This window comes from Mesorhizobium sp. M7A.F.Ca.US.005.03.1.1 (assembly GCF_003997975.1).
In the GTDB taxonomy this organism is placed as follows: domain Bacteria; phylum Pseudomonadota; class Alphaproteobacteria; order Rhizobiales; family Rhizobiaceae; genus Mesorhizobium; species Mesorhizobium ciceri.
The window spans coordinates 1-16,838 of sequence record NZ_RZRO01000126.1; the positions used below are offsets into that span (position 1 = coordinate 1).

21 protein-coding genes are annotated in these 16,838 nt (G+C 61.8%); 9 read left to right on the forward strand and 12 right to left on the reverse strand.

Going from position 1 to position 16,838, the window contains the following annotated elements; translation table 11 throughout:
• Positions 1-68: 68 nt before the first annotated feature.
• The 3 genes from EN990_RS31720 to EN990_RS31730 form a co-directional block, all read right to left on the reverse strand.
• Positions 69-677, reverse strand: coding sequence for a transglutaminase-like cysteine peptidase (locus tag EN990_RS31720; RefSeq protein WP_063172304.1), 609 nt, complete (start codon positions 675-677; stop codon positions 69-71).
• Positions 678-904: 227 nt separating this feature from the next.
• Positions 905-1,522 (reverse strand): PilZ domain-containing protein, encoded by a 618-nt coding sequence (locus tag EN990_RS31725; protein ID WP_127367722.1) that lies wholly within the window; start codon positions 1,520-1,522, stop codon positions 905-907.
• 183 nt (positions 1,523-1,705) lie between these two features.
• The gene (locus tag EN990_RS31730; RefSeq protein ID WP_127369850.1) at positions 1,706-2,338 is read right to left on the reverse strand and encodes a PAS domain-containing protein; all 633 of its coding nucleotides are present in this window, start codon (positions 2,336-2,338) and stop codon (positions 1,706-1,708) included.
• A 388-nt stretch (positions 2,339-2,726) separates the two neighbouring features.
• Here EN990_RS31730 and EN990_RS31735 point away from each other — a divergent pair, with 388 nt between their 5' ends.
• Together EN990_RS31735 and EN990_RS31740 are read left to right on the forward strand one after the other, a co-directional pair.
• Entirely contained in the window at positions 2,727-3,485 is a 759-nt protein-coding gene (locus EN990_RS31735; protein ID WP_013531343.1) for a rhomboid family intramembrane serine protease, read from the forward strand.
• 87 nt (positions 3,486-3,572) lie between these two features.
• Positions 3,573-4,004, forward strand: a complete 432-nt coding sequence (locus tag EN990_RS31740; protein ID WP_013531344.1) for a CBS domain-containing protein — start codon at positions 3,573-3,575, stop codon at positions 4,002-4,004.
• Positions 4,005-4,051: 47 nt separating this feature from the next.
• Here the strand turns inward: EN990_RS31740 and EN990_RS31745 are convergent, their stop codons facing one another.
• Complete coding sequence (locus EN990_RS31745; RefSeq protein WP_013531345.1) at positions 4,052-4,354, reverse strand: YjhX family toxin; 303 nt, start codon at positions 4,352-4,354, stop codon at positions 4,052-4,054.
• Between the two features lie 354 nt (positions 4,355-4,708).
• On the opposite strand from EN990_RS31745, the gene gatB reads away from it, so the two are divergent.
• The 4 genes from gatB (at position 4,709) to EN990_RS31770 (ending at position 8,011) form a co-directional block, all read left to right on the forward strand.
• Positions 4,709-6,208, forward strand: coding sequence for an Asp-tRNA(Asn)/Glu-tRNA(Gln) amidotransferase subunit GatB (gene gatB / locus EN990_RS31755; protein WP_127370184.1), 1,500 nt, complete (start codon positions 4,709-4,711; stop codon positions 6,206-6,208).
• Between the two features lie 4 nt (positions 6,209-6,212).
• Entirely contained in the window at positions 6,213-6,707 is a 495-nt protein-coding gene (locus EN990_RS31760) for a GNAT family N-acetyltransferase (RefSeq protein ID WP_127370185.1), read from the forward strand.
• Positions 6,708-6,868: 161 nt separating this feature from the next.
• Entirely contained in the window at positions 6,869-7,567 is a 699-nt protein-coding gene (locus tag EN990_RS31765) for an AIM24 family protein (protein WP_127388512.1), read from the forward strand.
• A gap of 99 nt (positions 7,568-7,666) precedes the next feature.
• Complete coding sequence (locus EN990_RS31770) at positions 7,667-8,011, forward strand: hypothetical protein (protein WP_063170249.1); 345 nt, start codon at positions 7,667-7,669, stop codon at positions 8,009-8,011.
• Between the two features lie 37 nt (positions 8,012-8,048).
• Here the strand turns inward: EN990_RS31770 and panC are convergent, their stop codons facing one another.
• Both panC and panB read right to left on the reverse strand, forming a co-directional pair.
• Positions 8,049-8,900: a pantoate--beta-alanine ligase gene (gene panC, locus EN990_RS31775; RefSeq protein ID WP_127388513.1), complete on the reverse strand. Its 852-nt coding sequence runs from the start codon at positions 8,898-8,900 to the stop codon at positions 8,049-8,051.
• On the reverse strand, positions 8,897-9,712 hold the full coding sequence (gene panB / locus EN990_RS31780) for a 3-methyl-2-oxobutanoate hydroxymethyltransferase (RefSeq protein WP_206519294.1): 816 nt from the start codon (positions 9,710-9,712) through the stop codon (positions 8,897-8,899). The genes panC and panB overlap by 4 nt, the downstream gene beginning before the upstream one ends.
• A gap of 255 nt (positions 9,713-9,967) precedes the next feature.
• On the opposite strand from panB, the gene EN990_RS31785 reads away from it, so the two are divergent.
• From EN990_RS31785 to EN990_RS31795, 3 genes are all read left to right on the forward strand, one after another.
• Positions 9,968-10,366 carry an NADH:ubiquinone oxidoreductase subunit NDUFA12 gene (locus EN990_RS31785; RefSeq protein ID WP_013531353.1) on the forward strand — a complete coding sequence of 133 codons (399 nt, stop codon included), beginning with the start codon at positions 9,968-9,970 and terminating at the stop codon, positions 10,364-10,366.
• A 123-nt stretch (positions 10,367-10,489) separates the two neighbouring features.
• Positions 10,490-11,080, forward strand: a complete 591-nt coding sequence (locus tag EN990_RS31790; protein ID WP_013531354.1) for a DUF2155 domain-containing protein — start codon at positions 10,490-10,492, stop codon at positions 11,078-11,080.
• A 75-nt stretch (positions 11,081-11,155) separates the two neighbouring features.
• Positions 11,156-11,542 carry a hypothetical protein gene (locus EN990_RS31795; RefSeq protein ID WP_013531355.1) on the forward strand — a complete coding sequence of 129 codons (387 nt, stop codon included), beginning with the start codon at positions 11,156-11,158 and terminating at the stop codon, positions 11,540-11,542.
• 9 nt (positions 11,543-11,551) lie between these two features.
• Here EN990_RS31795 and aat read toward each other — a convergent pair whose 3' ends face one another.
• From aat to EN990_RS31825, 6 genes are all read right to left on the reverse strand, one after another.
• Positions 11,552-12,169 (reverse strand): leucyl/phenylalanyl-tRNA--protein transferase, encoded by a 618-nt coding sequence (aat, locus tag EN990_RS31800; protein WP_024503883.1) that lies wholly within the window; start codon positions 12,167-12,169, stop codon positions 11,552-11,554.
• Positions 12,170-12,181: 12 nt separating this feature from the next.
• The gene (gene accC, locus EN990_RS31805) at positions 12,182-13,525 is read right to left on the reverse strand and encodes an acetyl-CoA carboxylase biotin carboxylase subunit (protein WP_013531357.1); all 1,344 of its coding nucleotides are present in this window, start codon (positions 13,523-13,525) and stop codon (positions 12,182-12,184) included.
• Positions 13,526-13,535: 10 nt separating this feature from the next.
• Entirely contained in the window at positions 13,536-13,994 is a 459-nt protein-coding gene (gene accB, locus EN990_RS31810) for an acetyl-CoA carboxylase biotin carboxyl carrier protein (protein WP_013531358.1), read from the reverse strand.
• Between the two features lie 26 nt (positions 13,995-14,020).
• Positions 14,021-14,455, reverse strand: coding sequence for a type II 3-dehydroquinate dehydratase (gene aroQ / locus EN990_RS31815; RefSeq protein ID WP_013531359.1), 435 nt, complete (start codon positions 14,453-14,455; stop codon positions 14,021-14,023).
• Positions 14,456-14,604: 149 nt separating this feature from the next.
• Positions 14,605-15,408: a DsbA family protein gene (locus tag EN990_RS31820; protein ID WP_013531360.1), complete on the reverse strand. Its 804-nt coding sequence runs from the start codon at positions 15,406-15,408 to the stop codon at positions 14,605-14,607.
• A 61-nt stretch (positions 15,409-15,469) separates the two neighbouring features.
• Positions 15,470-16,838 (reverse strand): M48 family metalloprotease (locus EN990_RS31825; protein WP_245469229.1); only part of this gene is annotated, 1,369 nt, incomplete at its 5' end.

A 16,838-nucleotide genomic window follows, 5' to 3' on the forward strand; every position in this document is an offset into this window, starting at 1 on the left:
GGTGGGGGCTCGACCGGGTTTCTCCGGAAGCGCCTCGCATTCACGCGGCGCGCTTGATCTCTGTTAAATCAGCGGACGCTGGCGACCGCGTCGGAGCGGCCGTCATTGATCGTCACCCAAACGCCGGAATTCTGGTCCGACTGGCGCTTGAGATAGGTGTAGTCGGTGTCCGTCCAGGACAGGACCTTGGTCTCAAGATTGTCGAGGATGAATTCTCCGAGGCTGGTGCGCACGGTCAGCACCGCGTGGCCGTCGCCATTCGGCTGGCGCGCCACCGTCATCAGCAGATTGCCGGCGGGGACGCCCGCATCCATCAACTCGCGGCGCTTTTCCAGCGCGTAATCCTCGCAATCGCCATAGCCATTGGCCGGATAGGCCCAATATTCCTCGACACCGTAGTTTTCCATGTCGGTGCGCGGCTTGATGCGGGTGTTGACCGAATTGTTGATGTTGACGATCGTCGCCCACAGCTTGCGGGTCAGTTCGACCGGCGCACCCCTGGGGGTCCGTTCGCTGCATTCGCCGGGAATGCGCTGGCAGAACTCATAGTGACCAACAGGCTGGGTGGTGCGTCCACCGGTGTGCATATAGGCCGGTCCCGCGGCATATGCTGATCCCCAAGCGGAAAGCTGCATCGCCATTGCCGCCAGCAACAGCTTGCCCCTCGTTTTCTTCATTGTTGTAGTCTCCCCGTTCGAAGGAGACATTGCCACGTGTGGATTTATTTGACGCAAAAGCGCGAAGTAGATATTGAGTAAAACTCCAATAGAATAAACGTAAAATTTGAATCATTTGAGTATTAATTCGTTTGGATCTGAAGGCTCCCCACCTCGGGCGCGGAGCGCTCCCAGAAACAAAAAACCGGCCGCAAGGGCCGGTCCTGGAATGTTGCTGTCGGGCCTGCTCAGGCGCGTGACGTGTTGAATTCGGAATCAAGCGTTTCGGGACGCTGGATCACAGCGAATTCGATGGCGACGCCGTCCTCGAAATGACGCACGACCTGCCCGCGCATGGTGCCAAGCATGACCTGGATGCCGATCGCCGGTTTGACGTCGATTTCGACAGCGGCGCCGGAGAGCGAAAGGTCGATGATGCGGCACTGGTACTGGCGGCCGTCGGTGAGCTGCAGCACGCTTGTCGGATTGCGCGGTGCGACGCGCTCGTGGCGGCGATCTTCCGGCAGGTCGAGTTCATGCTTGTTGGCCAGCCAGGTCAATTGCGCGGCCAGCTTGTCCTTCTTGCGATCCGACGCAATGACGGTCATCGCGAAACCGTCCTGCAGGGTGCGTGTGACGACGCCTTCGATGCGGCCGATATGATCGATGTAGGCGATGATTTTTTCGCCGGGCATGCCGATGCGGTCGGTGCGAAACGCAACATTGCCCGGTGACATGTCGACGACCTGGCAGGGATGTTCGGTGCGGTCTTCCAGCATGAAGCGTCCGTAAATTTTAACCCGGACGCGCTGAAAGTTTCGCCTTTCAGCTTGGGACGGCGCATAGTCGACCGCCGCTGACCTCATGACTGCCTACACCCCGTTTGGCATCCCGCGCGCCGATGCGAGGAACTTCATCACAGAAGTACAACAAAGCGGGTTAACAAAGGGGAAAAGCGGGCGCTCCAGCGTTTTCCTTTTTGCAGGCCGTGGTGCCAAAACCGCCGCGCAGTTTTGGGCGACGTGCATCAGGTCTCAAAAAACAGCGGACTATTCCTCGCGCCCGCCATCGAAGACGACGAGATGACGGATGCGACGCACCCGGCCGAGCGCCGAGATCGTCTCGGGTGCCCCAAGTTCTTCGGGAACAAGCGAGGGAACATCGATCGCCGGGCGATTGTTCAGAAGCTCCTTCTCCGGATCTATGACGCGGATTGAATCGATCAACGCATCGGTGATCGGATCGGCACCCAGCCAGAAGGGTTTCTCCACGGCGCTGATGACGCCCAGGCAGCGCGGATTTTCGACGCCGCCGTCCAGCGGCAGGGCAAGCAGTTCGAACTTATTGGAGCGCCCGTTGCGGCTGAAGCCCTCATAGCTGATGAGCACGACCGATTTCTGCTCGAACACGCCATGGATCAGGCGCGAGACGAGCCGCTGGTCCTTCTCGCGCCACAGCGATGGAAAGGAAAATCCCTTGAGCTCGCGGCCGTAGCAGGCGCAAAGCCTCGTGCCGGCCAGCCGGAATACGGCCTGTCCGCGCGTGTCACGTTCCAGGATAAAGGTGTCGGCCAGCAGCGACTTGATGTCGGCCGGTTCGACCTCCGAACGCTTCGGGGCGGGGCGTCCATCACGCAGGCGGTTCCAATATTGGAACAGCGTGATCGATCCATTCTGGTTCATGCTATGCTGCTCCGCGCAATCTGTCGTCTGATGTCCCATCGGTGAACAGAAGGGCGCCCTCCGAGGACCTACATGCGTTGCGGAGCAGGAAGCGTGCCAGCGTCGTTAACACTTGTTCACGGGTCGGGGCCGTTAAGGTTAACAAGTGGTTTACGTTGCGTCTGAGCGAGCCCCGTGGCACACAAAAACCACTCCAGAAGCGGTCGTTTCGCGACGATCGGCAGCACTTCAGTCAGAGTTTTAGGGGAGCAGGGGGCTCGACCGGCCGTTCAAGGGAAACCTTGAACGGCTTCTTTTTTGATTCGCGCCAGATGATTCGCGGTTTGCTGTTCGGTCCGCGTTAATCTAGATGCTCGAACCTGGAATCCCGCAGTGAGTGCAATTTCAAATGAGTGAACCGGTAATTCCCTCGGAAGCCGACCCGGTCGAGGGCGCGCCCGAGCCGCGGCGCGAGCCGGTGTTCAACCTGCCGCCCGTCGTGCTGGCGGTGATCGGCATCTGCGTCGTCGTCTATCTGTTGCAGCAATATGTGTTGAGCGAATCCCAGCAGATGACATTGCTGTATGACGGGGCCTTCATCCCCGTTCTCTACACCGGGCAATACGGCTTCGACTGGTTCCTGTTTTCGCGGCCCTTCACCTACGCGTTCATGCATGGCGGCTTTGCCCATATCGCCATCAACATGGTGTGGCTCGCCGCGTTTGGTTCACCATTGGCAAACCGTCTGGGAACGCTGTGGTTCGCGCTGTTCTTTGCCGCAACCGGGCTGGCTTCGGTCGCGCTTTTCTGGGCACTGCATCCTTACGGTGAGGCGCCGCTGGTCGGGGCTTCCGGTGCGATATCAGGCATGATGGGGGCTGCGGCGCGTTTTGGCTTCCGCACCGATCGTTCGGCCGGCAAGGCCGCCTTCGCCGGCCCGGTGCTGCCGATCGCATTCGTGTTGCGCTTGCGCGGTGTCGTGATTTTCCTTGCCATGTGGATGGTCATCAATCTCGCCACCGGCCTGCTCGGTTTTGCCCCGGGGGTAGACGGCCAGATCGCCTGGGAGGCCCATATTGGCGGCTTTGTCGCCGGCTTCTTCGGCCTGCGCTGGTTCGACAGGCGATGGCAGGCGCCCGAATGGGAGACGGCCGACCACCACACTTGAAATGCAACCGATCACGGCGCACGATGTTCACTCTTACGTGAAGGCCGGTCAGGGCAGGAACCGGCAGGCAAAGCAGAGGAGGACGCCATGACGGTTAAGGCAATTCTCGAGAGAAAAGGCCATGACGTGTTGACGCTCGGGCCGAACGAAAAGCTTAGCGAAGCCATCCGTATCCTGGCAGAGCACAAGATCGGGGCGCTGGTCATCACCAATGGCGATCGCAAGATCGTCGGCATCCTGTCAGAGCGCGACATCGTCCGGGTTGTCGCCCGCGAAGGTGGAGCCGCGCTCGATATCCCCGTGCGTTCGGCGATGACGCCGAAAGTGAAGATCTGCAACGAAAACCACACCGTCAACGAGGTGATGGAGATCATGACCCGAGGCCGCTTCCGCCATCTGCCGGTGGAAAAGGACGGCATGCTCGATGGCATCGTGTCCATTGGCGACGTGGTCAAGCGCCGCATCGAGGATGTCGAGCGCGAGGCCGACGAGATCAGAGCCTACATCGCCACCGCCTGAGCGGTGAGGCGAACCGCCGGCCGGAGAACCGACCGGCGGAGCCGTGGTTACCTGTTGTCGAGTTCGGAGCGGACGAGTGCGAGCCCGCGCCGGGTGATGCGGTAGGGTCCACCGTCAGACGAAGAAACAGCCTTCTTCCGCTTCAGTTTTCGAAACAGCTCGAGATCGACGCCCGGATAATGCCAGCCGTCGCGGGTCAGGCATTTGACGGAGGCGATCCGTTTCTTCTCGTTCTTTTCGATTTCAATGCGTCCGCCCTGCGCGAGCAGGTGCAGGATGCGCTGTTTCCACAGCGCCGCGCGTCCTCTTGGACGCGCAAAGGACGCTGTGGCACTTATGATTTGGCGCATGATCCTTTCCGAAAATCGATACCGATTTTCGGGGTCGTGCGCTGCGCGAAATATCCATGTGAGAGTTTTCCGGGAAAACAAAAAATGCCGCCGCCGCGAAGCTTCGCGGCACGGGGTTTCAGGTTTTCTGCCCTGCCTCGCCAGGAGGTCAGGGCCTTACCGGGACTGAGCGTAAGTGGACATCCACTCTCCATTGGAATGGACCTCCTATAGGCGAACGCGGCTGAAAAGGCCAGTCCGCGGCTTTGCGCTTGTGTTTTTTGGGCGCTTGTCTCTTTTGGCGGTTTGCACTAGCGAAGTTGCACACCAAAGTGTGCGAAACACATTATCCGCAGTTCCAATACGCAGGCCACCATGTCCCTCATCGACACCCGCACGCCCGACGCCAAGCGCCTTGTTTCCGGTGCCACCGGCGACTGGGAGATCATCATCGGCCTCGAGGTCCATGCCCAGATTACATCGGAAGCAAAGCTGTTTTCCGGCGCCTCGACCGCTTTCGGCGCGGCGCCCAACGCCAATGTCAGCCTGGTCGATGCGGCGATGCCCGGCATGCTGCCGGTCATCAACGAGGAATGCGTCAAGCAGGCGATCCGCACCGGCCTTGGGCTGAAAGCGCAGATCAACCACAAGTCGGTCTTCGATCGGAAGAACTACTTCTATCCAGACCTGCCGCAGGGCTACCAGATCTCGCAGTTCAAGCAGCCGATCGTCGGCGAGGGCACGGTGATCGTTTCCGTTGGCCCCGATCGTCAGGGCGAATTCGAGGACATCGAGGTCGGCATCGAGCGGCTGCATCTGGAGCAGGATGCCGGAAAGTCGATGCACGACCAGCATGTGACCATGTCCTATGTCGACCTCAACCGCTCCGGCGTGGCGCTGATGGAGATCGTCTCCAAGCCCGACATGCGCTCGGCCGACGAAGCCAAGGCTTATGTCACCAAGCTGCGCACCATCGTGCGCTATCTCGGCACCTGCGACGGCAACATGGACGAAGGTTCGATGCGCGCCGACGTCAACGTTTCGGTGCGCAAGCCGGGCGGCGAGTTCGGCACGCGCTGCGAGATCAAGAACGTCAACTCGATCCGCTTCATCGGCCAGGCCATCGACTACGAGGCGCGCCGGCAGATCGCCATTCTCGAGGATGGCGGCAAGATCGACCAGGAGACGCGGCTGTTCGACGCCGCCAAGGGCGAGACGCGTTCGATGCGCTCCAAGGAAGAGGCACATGATTACCGCTACTTCCCCGATCCGGACCTCTTGCCGCTGGAATTCGACCAGGCCTATGTCGATGCGCTGGCCAAGGAATTGCCGGAACTGCCAGACGACAAGAAGGCGCGGCTGATCGCGTCGCTCGGCCTGTCGGCCTATGACGCCTCGATCCTGGTTTCGGAAAAGCCGATCGCCGACTATTTCGAGAAGGTGGCCGCCGGCCGCGACGGCAAGCTCGCCGCCAACTGGGTCATCAACGATCTGCTCGGGCAATTGAACAAGGCCGGAAAAGACATTGAAAACGCTCCGGTTTCTCCCGAGCAGCTTGGCGCGGTCATCGATCTGATCAAGGACGGCACCATTTCCGGCAAGATCGCCAAGGACCTGTTCGAGATCGTCTGGAATGAGGGCGGCGATCCGCGCCAGCTGGTCGAGAGCCGTGGCATGAAGCAGGTCACCGACACCGGCGCCATCGAGAAGGCCGTAGACGAGGTGATCGCAGCCAACCCCGACAAGGTCGAACAGGCGCGCGCCAAGCCGAGCATGGCCGGTTGGTTCGTTGGCCAGGTGATGAAGGTGACCGGCGGCAAGGCCAATCCACAAGCGGTCAACGACCTCGTCAAGACCAAGCTGGGCATCGAGTAGCGCGGTGTTTGTCCGCACCGCAGGTGAACGTGATCTGACGGCCATCCGGGCGCTGCTGGTCGAAACCTGGCACACGACCTATGACGCGGTCTATGGCCCTGATCGGATCGACCGGGTCATCGAGGATTGGTGTTCGCCGGCGAAATTGAGAGCTAGCCTTGAGCGGCCGAATGCCGAATTCCTGGTCGCAGACGACGGCAAGCGCATTGGCGGCGTCGCCTATGCCGAAAGCGTCGAAGGCGGCACCGTGGTCGACCTGCAACAGCTCCATGTCGCACCCGACCTGCAAGGCCGGGGCATCGGCGGGATGTTGCTCGATGAGGTGATCGAGAATTTTCCGGAAGCCCGCTCTCTACGCATCGAGGTCGTGGAGCAGAACAGGCGTGCGGTCGCCTTCTATCTGGCCAACGGCTTTGCCGAGATTGGCGGGGCCGACAATTATGGGCCGGCGCAGTCCGGGATTGCTGCGTTGATTCTTGAGCGGATGCTGACCGCCTGAGCGCTCGATGATCGCGCGATTGCATCACGTTGTTGCGAGTGGACCCTCGAGCGCACGGCTTTCATTTGACGGCGCAAATATCGAGCGCAAAGCTGTGGCCGCTGACCCCAGCCATGATCGGTGTTTGACCGGTGGCATGCGAGGCACCTTGGGGAATCGTCATGCCAAGCTTGCCGGAACTGATGCCGACACAGGTGTCGGACGAGACCTTTGGCAGCGTCACCTATCATATAGCGGGCGAGCTGGTGCCGGTGCTTTCGGTCGATGTCACGCGCATGCCGGTCTATTTCGAGCACCACATCCTTTTGTGGAAGAATTCCACCATCACCATCGGCCTGAAATCGCTGAAGGGCGCCCTGAAGCGCATGATGGCCGGCATGCAGATCTTCGTCACCGAGGCGTCGGGGGCGGGCATCATTGCCTTCAGCCGCGATGGGCCGGGCCACATCGTGCCGATCCATCTCAGGCACGGCGAAGAGATCCAGGTGCGCGAGCACCAGTTTCTCGCCGCCACCGGCAATGTCGACTACACCTTCGAACGGGTGCGCGGCCTGGCGACGATGCTGTTCGGCCAGAGCGGCTTTTTCATCGACCGCTTTCGCGGTGATTCCGGCGATGGCATCGTCTGGCTGCACGGCTATGGCAACGTCTTCGAAAAGACGCTCGCCGCCGGCGAAACCATCGACATCGAACCGGGCGGCTGGCTGTTCAAGGATGCCTCGGTCAGGATGGAGACCAAGATCGATCGCCTGTCGAGCGGCTTCTTTGGCGCCAACATGAATTTCATCGTGAACCGATTCACCGGACCGGGCCGTGTCGGCATCCAGTCGATGTATCTGCATATGCCGACCGAGGAATAGTTCGGCGAAGGCCACTGGCGGGCAGCAATGGCGGCCACGATCCGGCCATGCGTCATCGCGGCGTTTGCCGTGCCGGCTCACCACGGATATGCAAGGGCCATGACCAAATTGTTCCGCACTGCGGCGCTGGCGCTGCTCGCCATCATCATTTTCGCGACCTTATCGCCGATCCAGATGCGGCCGCACCTCGCTGAAGCAAATGTCGAGCGTGCCTTGGCTTATGTCCTGCTGGGCTTCGCCCTGGCGGTCGGCTTCCCCAACCGACTGTATCAAGTGGTGATTTTCGTGGCTGTGATCGCCGGCATGCTGGAACTGCTTCAGCTCATTGATCCCGGTCGCCATGCACGCCTCATCGATGCATTGGTGAAAGCCTTTGCCGGGGTGGTTGGGATCGTCGCGGGACACCTGATCGTCAGGGCCGGCCGGCAAAAGAGCGAGAGCTAGGCGCGGCAGCAATCCGCCGCGGAGGATCGAGCCTTCGCTAGGCAGCGGGAACCCCCACATTGTCGATTAGCCTGGTCTTGCCGAGCCATGCTGCTGCGAGAAGACGCCCTTCGCGGTTTCGACGCCATGGCGCAAGCGTCAGGCTTTCGCGTGCCTCGACATAGTCGACCTTCTGGAAGCCGACGGCGATGAGGGCGCGGCTGGCCTCTTCGGTTGCGTCGCTCTGGTCGGCGCCGCCCGCCAGAGCCACTGCCGTTTTGCGCAATATCACGTTGAGTTGGCGGGCGACCTTCAGTTCGGCCTCATCGAGATAGGCGTTGCGTGACGACATGGCGAGACCATGCGCGTCGCGTATCGTCGGGGCGCCGACGATCTCGACGGGCAGGTCGAGATCGCCGCAGAGCTGCCTCACAACGCAAAGCTGCTGGTAGTCCTTCTCGCCGAAGACCGCAAAGTCGGGCGTTGCCTGCAGGAGGAGCTTTGCCACGACAGTGGCGACGCCTTCGAAAAAGGTCGGCCGAAAGTCCGATTCGAGCCCGGCGGAGGGGCCGCCGACTGAGATTTTCGTGGCGAAGCCGGCGGGATACATCTCGCCAACCGTCGGTGTGAAAGCAAGGTCGGCCTTTGCCGCGCCGAGCCGGTCGAGATCGCGGGCGAGTTGGCGCGGGTACTTGTCGAGGTCTTCGCTCGGCGCGAACTGTGTCGGGTTGACGAAGATCGACACGACGCAGCGCTCGGCTTTTTCGAGCGCGATCCTGACCAGCGAGATGTGCCCGTCGTGCAAAGCGCCCATGGTCGGCACCATGGCGACACGAAGGCCGTCACGGCGCCAGTCATGGATTTGCGTGCGAAGTGCGGCAACGCTGTCGACGACGACGGGTTGGCTCATGCGTCATCCCTGCTGTTTGTCGCCGAAAAGACATGGCCGGGGCCCGGGAAGGTCCGGTTTCGCACTTCTGCTGCATAGCTCTTTGCGGCATGCGAGATCGCGCTGCGCAGGTCGGCGTATTCCTTGACGAATTTCGGCACGCGATCGACGGTCAGCCCGACCATGTCGTCGATGACCAGGATCTGGCCGTCGCAGTCGCCGCTGGCGCCGATGCCGATGGTTGGAATGGCGAGGCGGCGGCTGATATCGGCGGCGACCCTCTCGACCGTGCCTTCGATGACCACCGAGAAAGCCCCGGCGTTCTCGACGGCGAGCGCATCGCGAAGCAATGCCGCAACAGCCTCCTCGGTGCGGCCTTTGATCTTGTAGCCGCCGTCCTTCTCGACCGATTGCGGCTGCAGGCCGATATGCCCCATGACCGGAATGCCGGCGGCGACGATGGCCGCGATCTGGCTAACCATTTCGACGCCGCCTTCGAGCTTCACCGCCTGGCAGCCGGTTTCGTCGACGACCCGCCGCGCCGAGGCGACGGCAAGTGCTGCCGTGACCTCATAGCTGCCAGCCGGCAGGTCGACGACGACGCAGGCACTGGCCGAGCCGCGCATCACGGCTTGCCCATGCGCGATCATCATCTCCAGGGAGGCACCCAGTGTCGTCTTGTGGCCATGGAGGACCATGGCGACACTGTCACCGACCAGAAGCAGATCGACATGGTGATCAAGCAGACGGGCGATGGGATAGGTATAGGCGGTCAGGCAAACGATCGGCGTGCCGCCCTTGCGGTGGCGAATCGCCTCGGCGCTGATGCGCATGTCGGTGGTCGGCAATTCCGTGGCCAATCGTCACCTCCTTTGGCCTCAAGCCGGGCTGGATACAAGCATGGGCGCGCAGAGCTTTAGAAACACCGCAAAGGCTTGGCAAGCGTGCATGCAGCCACCGGCAGGATCACAGGCTTGTGTCGGGTTTCAGGAAAGCCATTTGCGCACACGCCGTGGCAAAAGCCTTGCCTTCGGCAAGGCCTGACGCCATAAGCAGGAAACGGGCGCTGCTGGCGCGAGGGTTTTGAAATGAAGACTTTCCTTACGCAGTTTTTCACCTGGTGGAACAGCCAGACGATAGGAACCCGCCTGCACACGTGGCGGTATGGCAAGAAGGTCGGCCAGGACGAGACCGGCAATTTTTACTACGAAGGCGGCATCGATTCGGAAGGCCGCACGCGCCGCTGGGTCATCTACCGCAATTATTCGGAAGCTTCGGCGATACCGCCCGGCTGGCACGGCTGGATGCACCACCGTGTCGACGTCGCGCCGTCCAGCGAGGACTACAAGCCACGCGACTGGCAGAAGCCGCATCAGCCCAATCTGACCGGCAGCCCGGCGGCCTATCGCCCGAAGGGCTCGGTGCTCACCAATCAGCATCGCCCGCAGGTCACCGGCGACTACGATGCCTGGACACCCGGGTCGTAGCGACAGGGTGCAAGCCGGTCCTTTATCGCCACAATTGGTGTTTAGCTGCTTGCTGATCAGAAAACGGCGACTAGCCTTGGCGATCGACAGAATCACCCGGGCGCGAACCACCGGTATCTTTGCATGAGCTTTTCTTACTCAATATCGGCCAGTCTGGCGCTAGCCGCCGGTCTTGCCGTCAGCACCGTGGCCTTCGCCGCTTCGCCTGAGCCCGCGGCACCCGCACCGGCGCCGCCCGCGGGAGCGGACCGGGTTACCAATGCCGTTGCCGAGTTTGCCGGTATCGACAAGATCACCGGCCGGATCATCACCTTCGATGTCTATATCGACGAGACGGTGCAGTTCGGCGCTTTGCAGGTGACGCCGCGCGTCTGCTATTCGCGGCCGCAGGCGGAGGCGCCGAAGACCGATTCCTTCGTCGAGGTCGACGAGATCACGCTCGACCGCAAGATCCGCCGCATCTTCACCGGCTGGATGTTCGCTGAAAGCCCCGGCCTCAACGCCGTCGAGCATGCCGTCTACGACGTCTGGCTGAAGGCCTGCAAGCAGAAGTCGGATGTGCCGGCGCCCGACGGAGCCAAGGCTGACGCAACCAAAGCGGAGGCTCCCAAGCCCGCCGCAGCCAAACCGGAAGCCGCGACCACTCCGGACGTCACAACGCCTGATGTGACGGAGCCGGACGCTTCGGAACCCGATACTACCGACACCAACTGATCCCCCGGAACCGTCCTGGCCACAATGCGTTGGGCCACGGACGAGCGCACATTCATGCGTAAGGAGGATCTTCCGATGTCAGACAGCAAACGGATCACGGCTAGCAAGGCCGAATTGCTGGAACTCGAAAAGGGATTCTGGACGGGCGACTCCGCCTACTACGCGGCCAACGCCGACACCGAATGCCTGGTGGCATTTCCGCAGATGGCACAGGCGATGGACAATGCGGATCTGGCCAAGACCGCGGCCAAGCCCAACCGCTGGCGCAACCTGCGAATGGATCTCAAGGGCATTATCGAGCCGGGCAGCGACATCATCATGCTGACTTACGAGGCGCGTGCGACACGGGAAAATGGCGAGGCTTATGCCGCGCTGGTCAGCACCGGCTACGTCCATCGCGCCAACGGCTGGAAGATGATGTTCCATTCGCAAACGCCATTGGAAGCCGCTACCGGGAAGTAGGCTCAATCCTCAGGGATAGAATATTGCCTCGCCCTTCAACGCATCGGCGAGCATCTTCTCATACTTGCCGCGCGGCACGTCGACCGCGCCGAACCGCTTGAGGTGCTCGGTGGTGAACTGCGTATCAAGCAGAGCAAAGCCCCGCGCCTTCAAACGCTCGACGAGGTAGAAGAGGCAGGTCTTGGAAGCGTCCGTCTCTCTGGCGAACATGCTCTCGCCAAAAAACACCCGGCCGAGCGACACGCCATAGAGGCCGCCGACCAGCCGGTCCTCACGCCACGCTTCGACCGAATGACAATGGCCTATCCGATGCAACTCGATATAGGCTTCGCGGATCGGCGCATTGATCCAGGTCGAGCGCCGCTCCGCGCGCTTTTCGGCGCAGCCGTCGATGGTCGCCTCGAAATCGAAATCGAAACGGATGTCGAAGGGATGTTTCTTGATCGTTTTCCAGAGACTTTTCGGCGTGTGAAAGCCGTCAAGCGGGATGATGCCACGTGTCTCCGGCCGCACCCAGAACACCTCCGGGTCGCCGGCACTTTCTGCCATTGGGAAGACGCCCGAGGCGTAGGCCTTGAGCAGCAGGTCGGTGGGGATGCGATAGCCGGGCGCGTAGGGGCGGGTCATCGCGTCTCCGCGCTACTCTTCCTTGGCCAGGTATTTTTCCAGCCAGTGGATGTCATAATCGCCATTGGCGATGTCGGCATTGCCGACGAGATCGCGAAACAGCGGCAGCGTCGTCTTGATACCGTCGACGACGAACTCGTCCAGGGCGCGGCGCAGGCGCATCATGCACTCGACGCGGTTACGCCCATGTACAATCAGCTTGCCGATCAGGCTGTCGTAATAGGGCGGGATCTTGTAGCCGGAATAGACGCCGGAATCGACGCGGATGCCCAGACCACCCGGTGTGTGGAAATGGGTGATCGTACCGGGCGAGGGGGTGAAGGTGCGTGGGTCCTCGGCGTTGATGCGGCATTCGATGGCGTGGCCGTTGAACTTGATGTCCTCCTGCTTCACCGAGAGGCCGCCGCCGGAAGCGACGCGGATCTGCTCATGCACGAGATCGATGCCGGTGATCGCTTCCGTCACCGGATGCTCGACCTGCAGGCGCGTGTTCATCTCGATGAAATAGAACTCGCCATTTTCGTAGAGGAACTCGATCGTGCCGGCGCCGGAATAGCCGAGGTCGGCAATCGCCTTGGCGCAGATGCCGCCGATACGGGCGCGCTCTTCGGCATTGAGGGCCGGCGAGGGCGCCTCTTCCCAGACTTTCTGGTGGCGGCGCTGCAAGGAACAGTCGCGCTCGCCGAAATGCACGCCGCGGCCAAAGCCGTCGCCGAACACCTGCACCTCGATATGGCGCGGCTTTTCCAGGTATTTCTCGATGTAGACCGCATCGTCGCCGAAGGCCGCACCGGCTTCCGTGCTCGCCGTCTGCAAGGCGACCTCAAGGTCGGCCTCGGTAAGCGCTACCTTCATACCGCGCCCGCCACCACCGGCCGATGCCTTGATGATCACGGGATAGCCGATCTCGGCGGCAATGCGCCTGGCTTCTTTTTGGTCGGTGACGGCGCCGTCCGAACCGGGCACAACCGGAATGCCGAGGCGCTTGGCGGTTCGTTTGGCCTCGATCTTGTCGCCCATGATGCGGATATGGTCGCCGGACGGACCGATGAAGGTGATGTTGTGCGCGGCCAGTATGTCGGCGAACTTGGCGTTCTCCGACAGGAAGCCGTAGCCCGGATGCACGGCGTCGGCGCCGGTGATTTCGCAGGCCGCAACGATCTGATGGATGTTGAGATAGCTGTCGCGCGATGGCGGCGGACCGATGCAGACGCTCTCGTCCGCGAGCCGCACATGCATGGCGTCGGCATCGGCGGTCGAATGCACCACCACCGTCTGGATGCCGAGTTCCTTGCAGGCGCGCAGTACCCGGAGGGCGATTTCGCCGCGATTGGCGATGAGGATCTTCTGAAACATCAGGCCCGCTCTACTCGATCACGACGAGCGGCATGCCATATTCGACCGGCTGCGAATCCTCGAAAAGGATCGCGGTCACCGTGCCGGCGCGTGGCGAGGGGATCTGGTTCATCGTCTTCATTGCTTCGATGATCAGCAGCGTCTGGCCTTCCTTGACCTTCTGGCCGACTTCGATGAATGCCTTGGCGTCCGGCGACGGCGCCAAATAGGCCGTGCCGACCATCGGTGAGGTGACCGCATTCTTGGAAAGGTCCGCCACCACAGGCACTGCAACGGCGGCAGCCTGCGCTGCTGCCGGCGCATAGGCCGGTTGCGGCGCCGCGATTGCATGAACGGCCGGCGCCTGCCGCGAGACGCGCACCTTCAGGTCGCCCAGTTCAACCTCGATCTCGGTGAGGTTGGTGTCGTTCAGTATGCCCGCCAGATCGCGGATCAGTTGCTGGTCAACACCGGTCTTCTTTATCGACATTTTCGAGCCTTCTGTTTGTTGGCCGGTCATAGGCGTGCGGCCAGCGCCTGTAGCGCCAGCGTATAGCCGAGCGGCCCAAAGCCACAGATCATGCCGACGGCGACCGGCGCGACCATGGAGACGTGGCGGAATGGTTCCCGCGCATGGATGTTGGAAAGATGAACTTCGGCCACCGGCAATGGTGCGACGGCGCGGATGGCGTCGTGGATGGCAATCGAGGTGTGGCTGTAGGCGCCCGGGTTGATGACGATGCCGACAGCCTTGTCGCCGGCTTCCTGAATCCAGTCGACAAGGTCGCCCTCATGGTTCGACTGGCGGAAATCGATCTCGAACCCCAGCGCCGTGCCTGCCTGCTTGCAGTCGTCGGCGATCGCGGCAAGCGTCTTGCCGCCATAGATGCCCGGCTCGCGCTTGCCGAGCGCGTTGAGATTGGGACCGTTCAGGACGAAAACCGTTTTCAAAAAAGCCGACCTTTCCCGGCGCCGTCATCAAGCCGGCGCGCTGGGCCCTCTATAATGGGCATAGCCGCCCGCGGAAAGAGCGCAAGTACGTTCTTTCACTGTCCACAACAGGCGGAAATGTGCCAGTGAGAGATAGCTGGCGAGCAAGATCAGAGCGCGGCTTTCGCCGCCTCGATCTTTTCAGCCAGCACTTCCTGCCCGAGCGCCCCGAACACCACCTCGTTGCCGACGACATAGGACGGCGTTCCGGTGATCGCCAGCTTGTTGGCAAGATCGTAGGTCTTGGCGAGGGCCTCGTTGATTGTCGGGTCCTTCATCTTCTCGCGCAGCGCCGCTTCGTCGGCGCCGAGCGACAGCGCGACCTTCATGGCCGCCGCCTCGGTGGCGCGTCCCTGACCGCCGAGCAACGCATTGTGGAACTCGCCGTACTTTTCCGGGTGCATCAGGTGGAAGGCCATCGAGACCACGCTCGCCTTCTGCGAATCCGGTCCGAGGATGGGGAATTCCTTGAGCACGAAACGCAGGTCCGGATCGGTCTTGGTCAGCGCCTTCATGTCGTCGATGGCACGTTTGCAGAAGCCGCAATTATAGTCGTAGAACTCGACGATGGTGACCTTGCCGGTCGGATTGCCGACGACGCCGTCGAAGGCGGAGTTGAAAATCTGGTCCTTGGCATCCTTGATCACGCCGAGATGAGCGATGCGCTGCTCTTCCTTCTGCTTGGCCTCAAGCGCGTCCTGGACTTCCAGAAGAACTTCCGGGTTTTTCAACAAATAGTCGCGGATGATGCCTTCGACCTCGGTGCGGTCGATCTTGGTATCGGCCGCCGCCGTCTCGACCGGCTGTGCGGTCCCGGCCTTGGCGATCTGCGGGTTTCCGGCAACGAATCCGAAAGCCAGCATGGCCAGAGCGACCGCAACCCCCGTGGTGCCCAGCAGCAGTGCCTTTTTCATCGTTCCTGTTCCTTCTGCCTGTTTTCCGGTCTGGCTATGTCGTGGCGCGCGGCCGGAAGGTTCACTTGATCTTGGTTGACGGCTTGTAGTTTATGATATCCTGGGCGCGAAGCCAGCGCGGCTCGCCGCGTTTCATCTGCTGCTGCGCCCGCATGGCGAAAATCTTCGCATCCTTGTAGTTGCCGGAATAGAAATGGCTTTCGGCGGTGGCAAGTTCAGCGCCAGGTATGTCGCCCAACTCGCCATAGGCCTGCGCCAGATGGCGATATCCGGCTGAATTTTCCTTGTCGCGACCGAGGCCATTGTTGATCTGCACGACGGCTTTTTTGAGGGAGTCGGGCGTGCCGACGGCCATCAGCGCCTGGCCCACGGACACCGGCAGCAGACCGGACCGAGCCGAATCGAGGCTGACCGCCTTGGCATAGGCGTCCGCGGCTTCCTTGGGTTTGTTGGCTTTCATCAGGATGTCGCCGCGCAGTTCCTGGAAGTAGGCATTCTTCGGTTGCGCTTTGATCAGTGCATTGGTCTTGGCGAGGGCGGCGGCGATGTTGCCGAACAGGTAGGTCGACTGGGCGTCGCCGTACTGGGCGGCGAGGGTTCCTTGCATCTTTCGCATCAGCCGGGACGCGGCCGCCTGGCCTTCCATGTAAACGGCGATCTTCACCCGCATCATGTCATGGCGCTGCTGCAGCGCGGGCGGGTCCGGCCTGTCGACATTGGGGTCCTGTTTCACCAGCACTTCGAGATTGGCGATGCGATCCTGCGGCATCGGATGGCTGATCCGATACGGATCGACCTGGGCGCCCGAAAGCGAAAGTGCGGTCTGGAAGCGGCGGAATGTCTTCAGCATGCCCATGCCGGACTGGCCGGTGGCGTTGAGATAGGTGATCGCCGAGCGGTCGGCCGTCATCTCCTCGGTGCGCTGATAGGCGAGGATGCTGCGCTGTGCCATTTCGCCGCCGCCGGCAGCCACGCCCATGCCGGCGCCGGCGAGACCGCGGCTGCTGGTTGTGGCACCGGCGACAATGGCGCCGGCGCCAAGCAATGTCGCGATGACGGCCATCGTCTTGGCTCGTTCGAGCTGGTCGCGCAGCTTCTGCTGGTGGCCGCCGGCAATATGACCGGCTTCGTGCGCGATGACGCCGATGATCTCGTTGGGCGTTTCAGCCGTCATCAGCGCGCCGGTGTTGATGAACAGCCGACGCCCGGTGACGAAGGCGTTGAAACTCTGGTCGTTGACCAGGACGATGTCGATGCCGTCATTCGCCAGGCCGGCCGCCCTGAAGATCGGCCGCGCGTAATCGCGCACCAGCGCCTCGATCTCGGCGTCGCGCACCACCGGCACGTTCTGGGCGAAGGCGCTGACCGAGCTCGACATTGCAACGGCAACGCCAAGCGAAAGCGTCGCGAAGACGCGCGCTGCCTGGGCA

Excerpts from the sequence above, each read along its gene's own strand:
- EN990_RS31720 (WP_063172304.1), bottom strand. The coding sequence starts at position 677 with ATGAAGAAAACGAGGGGCAAGCTGTTGCTGGCGGCAATGGCGATGCAG.
- EN990_RS31725 (WP_127367722.1), bottom strand. The coding sequence starts at position 1,522 with ATGAGGTCAGCGGCGGTCGACTATGCGCCGTCCCAAGCTGAAAGGCGA.
- EN990_RS31730 (WP_127369850.1), bottom strand. The coding sequence starts at position 2,338 with ATGAACCAGAATGGATCGATCACGCTGTTCCAATATTGGAACCGCCTG.
- EN990_RS31735 (WP_013531343.1), top strand. The coding sequence starts at position 2,727 with ATGAGTGAACCGGTAATTCCCTCGGAAGCCGACCCGGTCGAGGGCGCG.
- EN990_RS31740 (WP_013531344.1), top strand. The coding sequence starts at position 3,573 with ATGACGGTTAAGGCAATTCTCGAGAGAAAAGGCCATGACGTGTTGACG.
- EN990_RS31745 (WP_013531345.1), bottom strand. The coding sequence starts at position 4,354 with ATGCGCCAAATCATAAGTGCCACAGCGTCCTTTGCGCGTCCAAGAGGA.
- gatB (WP_127370184.1), top strand. The coding sequence starts at position 4,709 with ATGTCCCTCATCGACACCCGCACGCCCGACGCCAAGCGCCTTGTTTCC.
- EN990_RS31765 (WP_127388512.1), top strand. The coding sequence starts at position 6,869 with ATGCCAAGCTTGCCGGAACTGATGCCGACACAGGTGTCGGACGAGACC.
- EN990_RS31770 (WP_063170249.1), top strand. The coding sequence starts at position 7,667 with ATGACCAAATTGTTCCGCACTGCGGCGCTGGCGCTGCTCGCCATCATC.
- panC (WP_127388513.1), bottom strand. The coding sequence starts at position 8,900 with ATGAGCCAACCCGTCGTCGTCGACAGCGTTGCCGCACTTCGCACGCAA.
- panB (WP_206519294.1), bottom strand. The coding sequence starts at position 9,712 with ATGCGCATCAGCGCCGAGGCGATTCGCCACCGCAAGGGCGGCACGCCG.
- EN990_RS31785 (WP_013531353.1), top strand. The coding sequence starts at position 9,968 with ATGAAGACTTTCCTTACGCAGTTTTTCACCTGGTGGAACAGCCAGACG.
- EN990_RS31790 (WP_013531354.1), top strand. The coding sequence starts at position 10,490 with ATGAGCTTTTCTTACTCAATATCGGCCAGTCTGGCGCTAGCCGCCGGT.
- EN990_RS31795 (WP_013531355.1), top strand. The coding sequence starts at position 11,156 with ATGTCAGACAGCAAACGGATCACGGCTAGCAAGGCCGAATTGCTGGAA.
- aat (WP_024503883.1), bottom strand. The coding sequence starts at position 12,169 with ATGACCCGCCCCTACGCGCCCGGCTATCGCATCCCCACCGACCTGCTG.
- accC (WP_013531357.1), bottom strand. The coding sequence starts at position 13,525 with ATGTTTCAGAAGATCCTCATCGCCAATCGCGGCGAAATCGCCCTCCGG.
- accB (WP_013531358.1), bottom strand. The coding sequence starts at position 13,994 with ATGTCGATAAAGAAGACCGGTGTTGACCAGCAACTGATCCGCGATCTG.
- EN990_RS31820 (WP_013531360.1), bottom strand. The coding sequence starts at position 15,408 with ATGAAAAAGGCACTGCTGCTGGGCACCACGGGGGTTGCGGTCGCTCTG.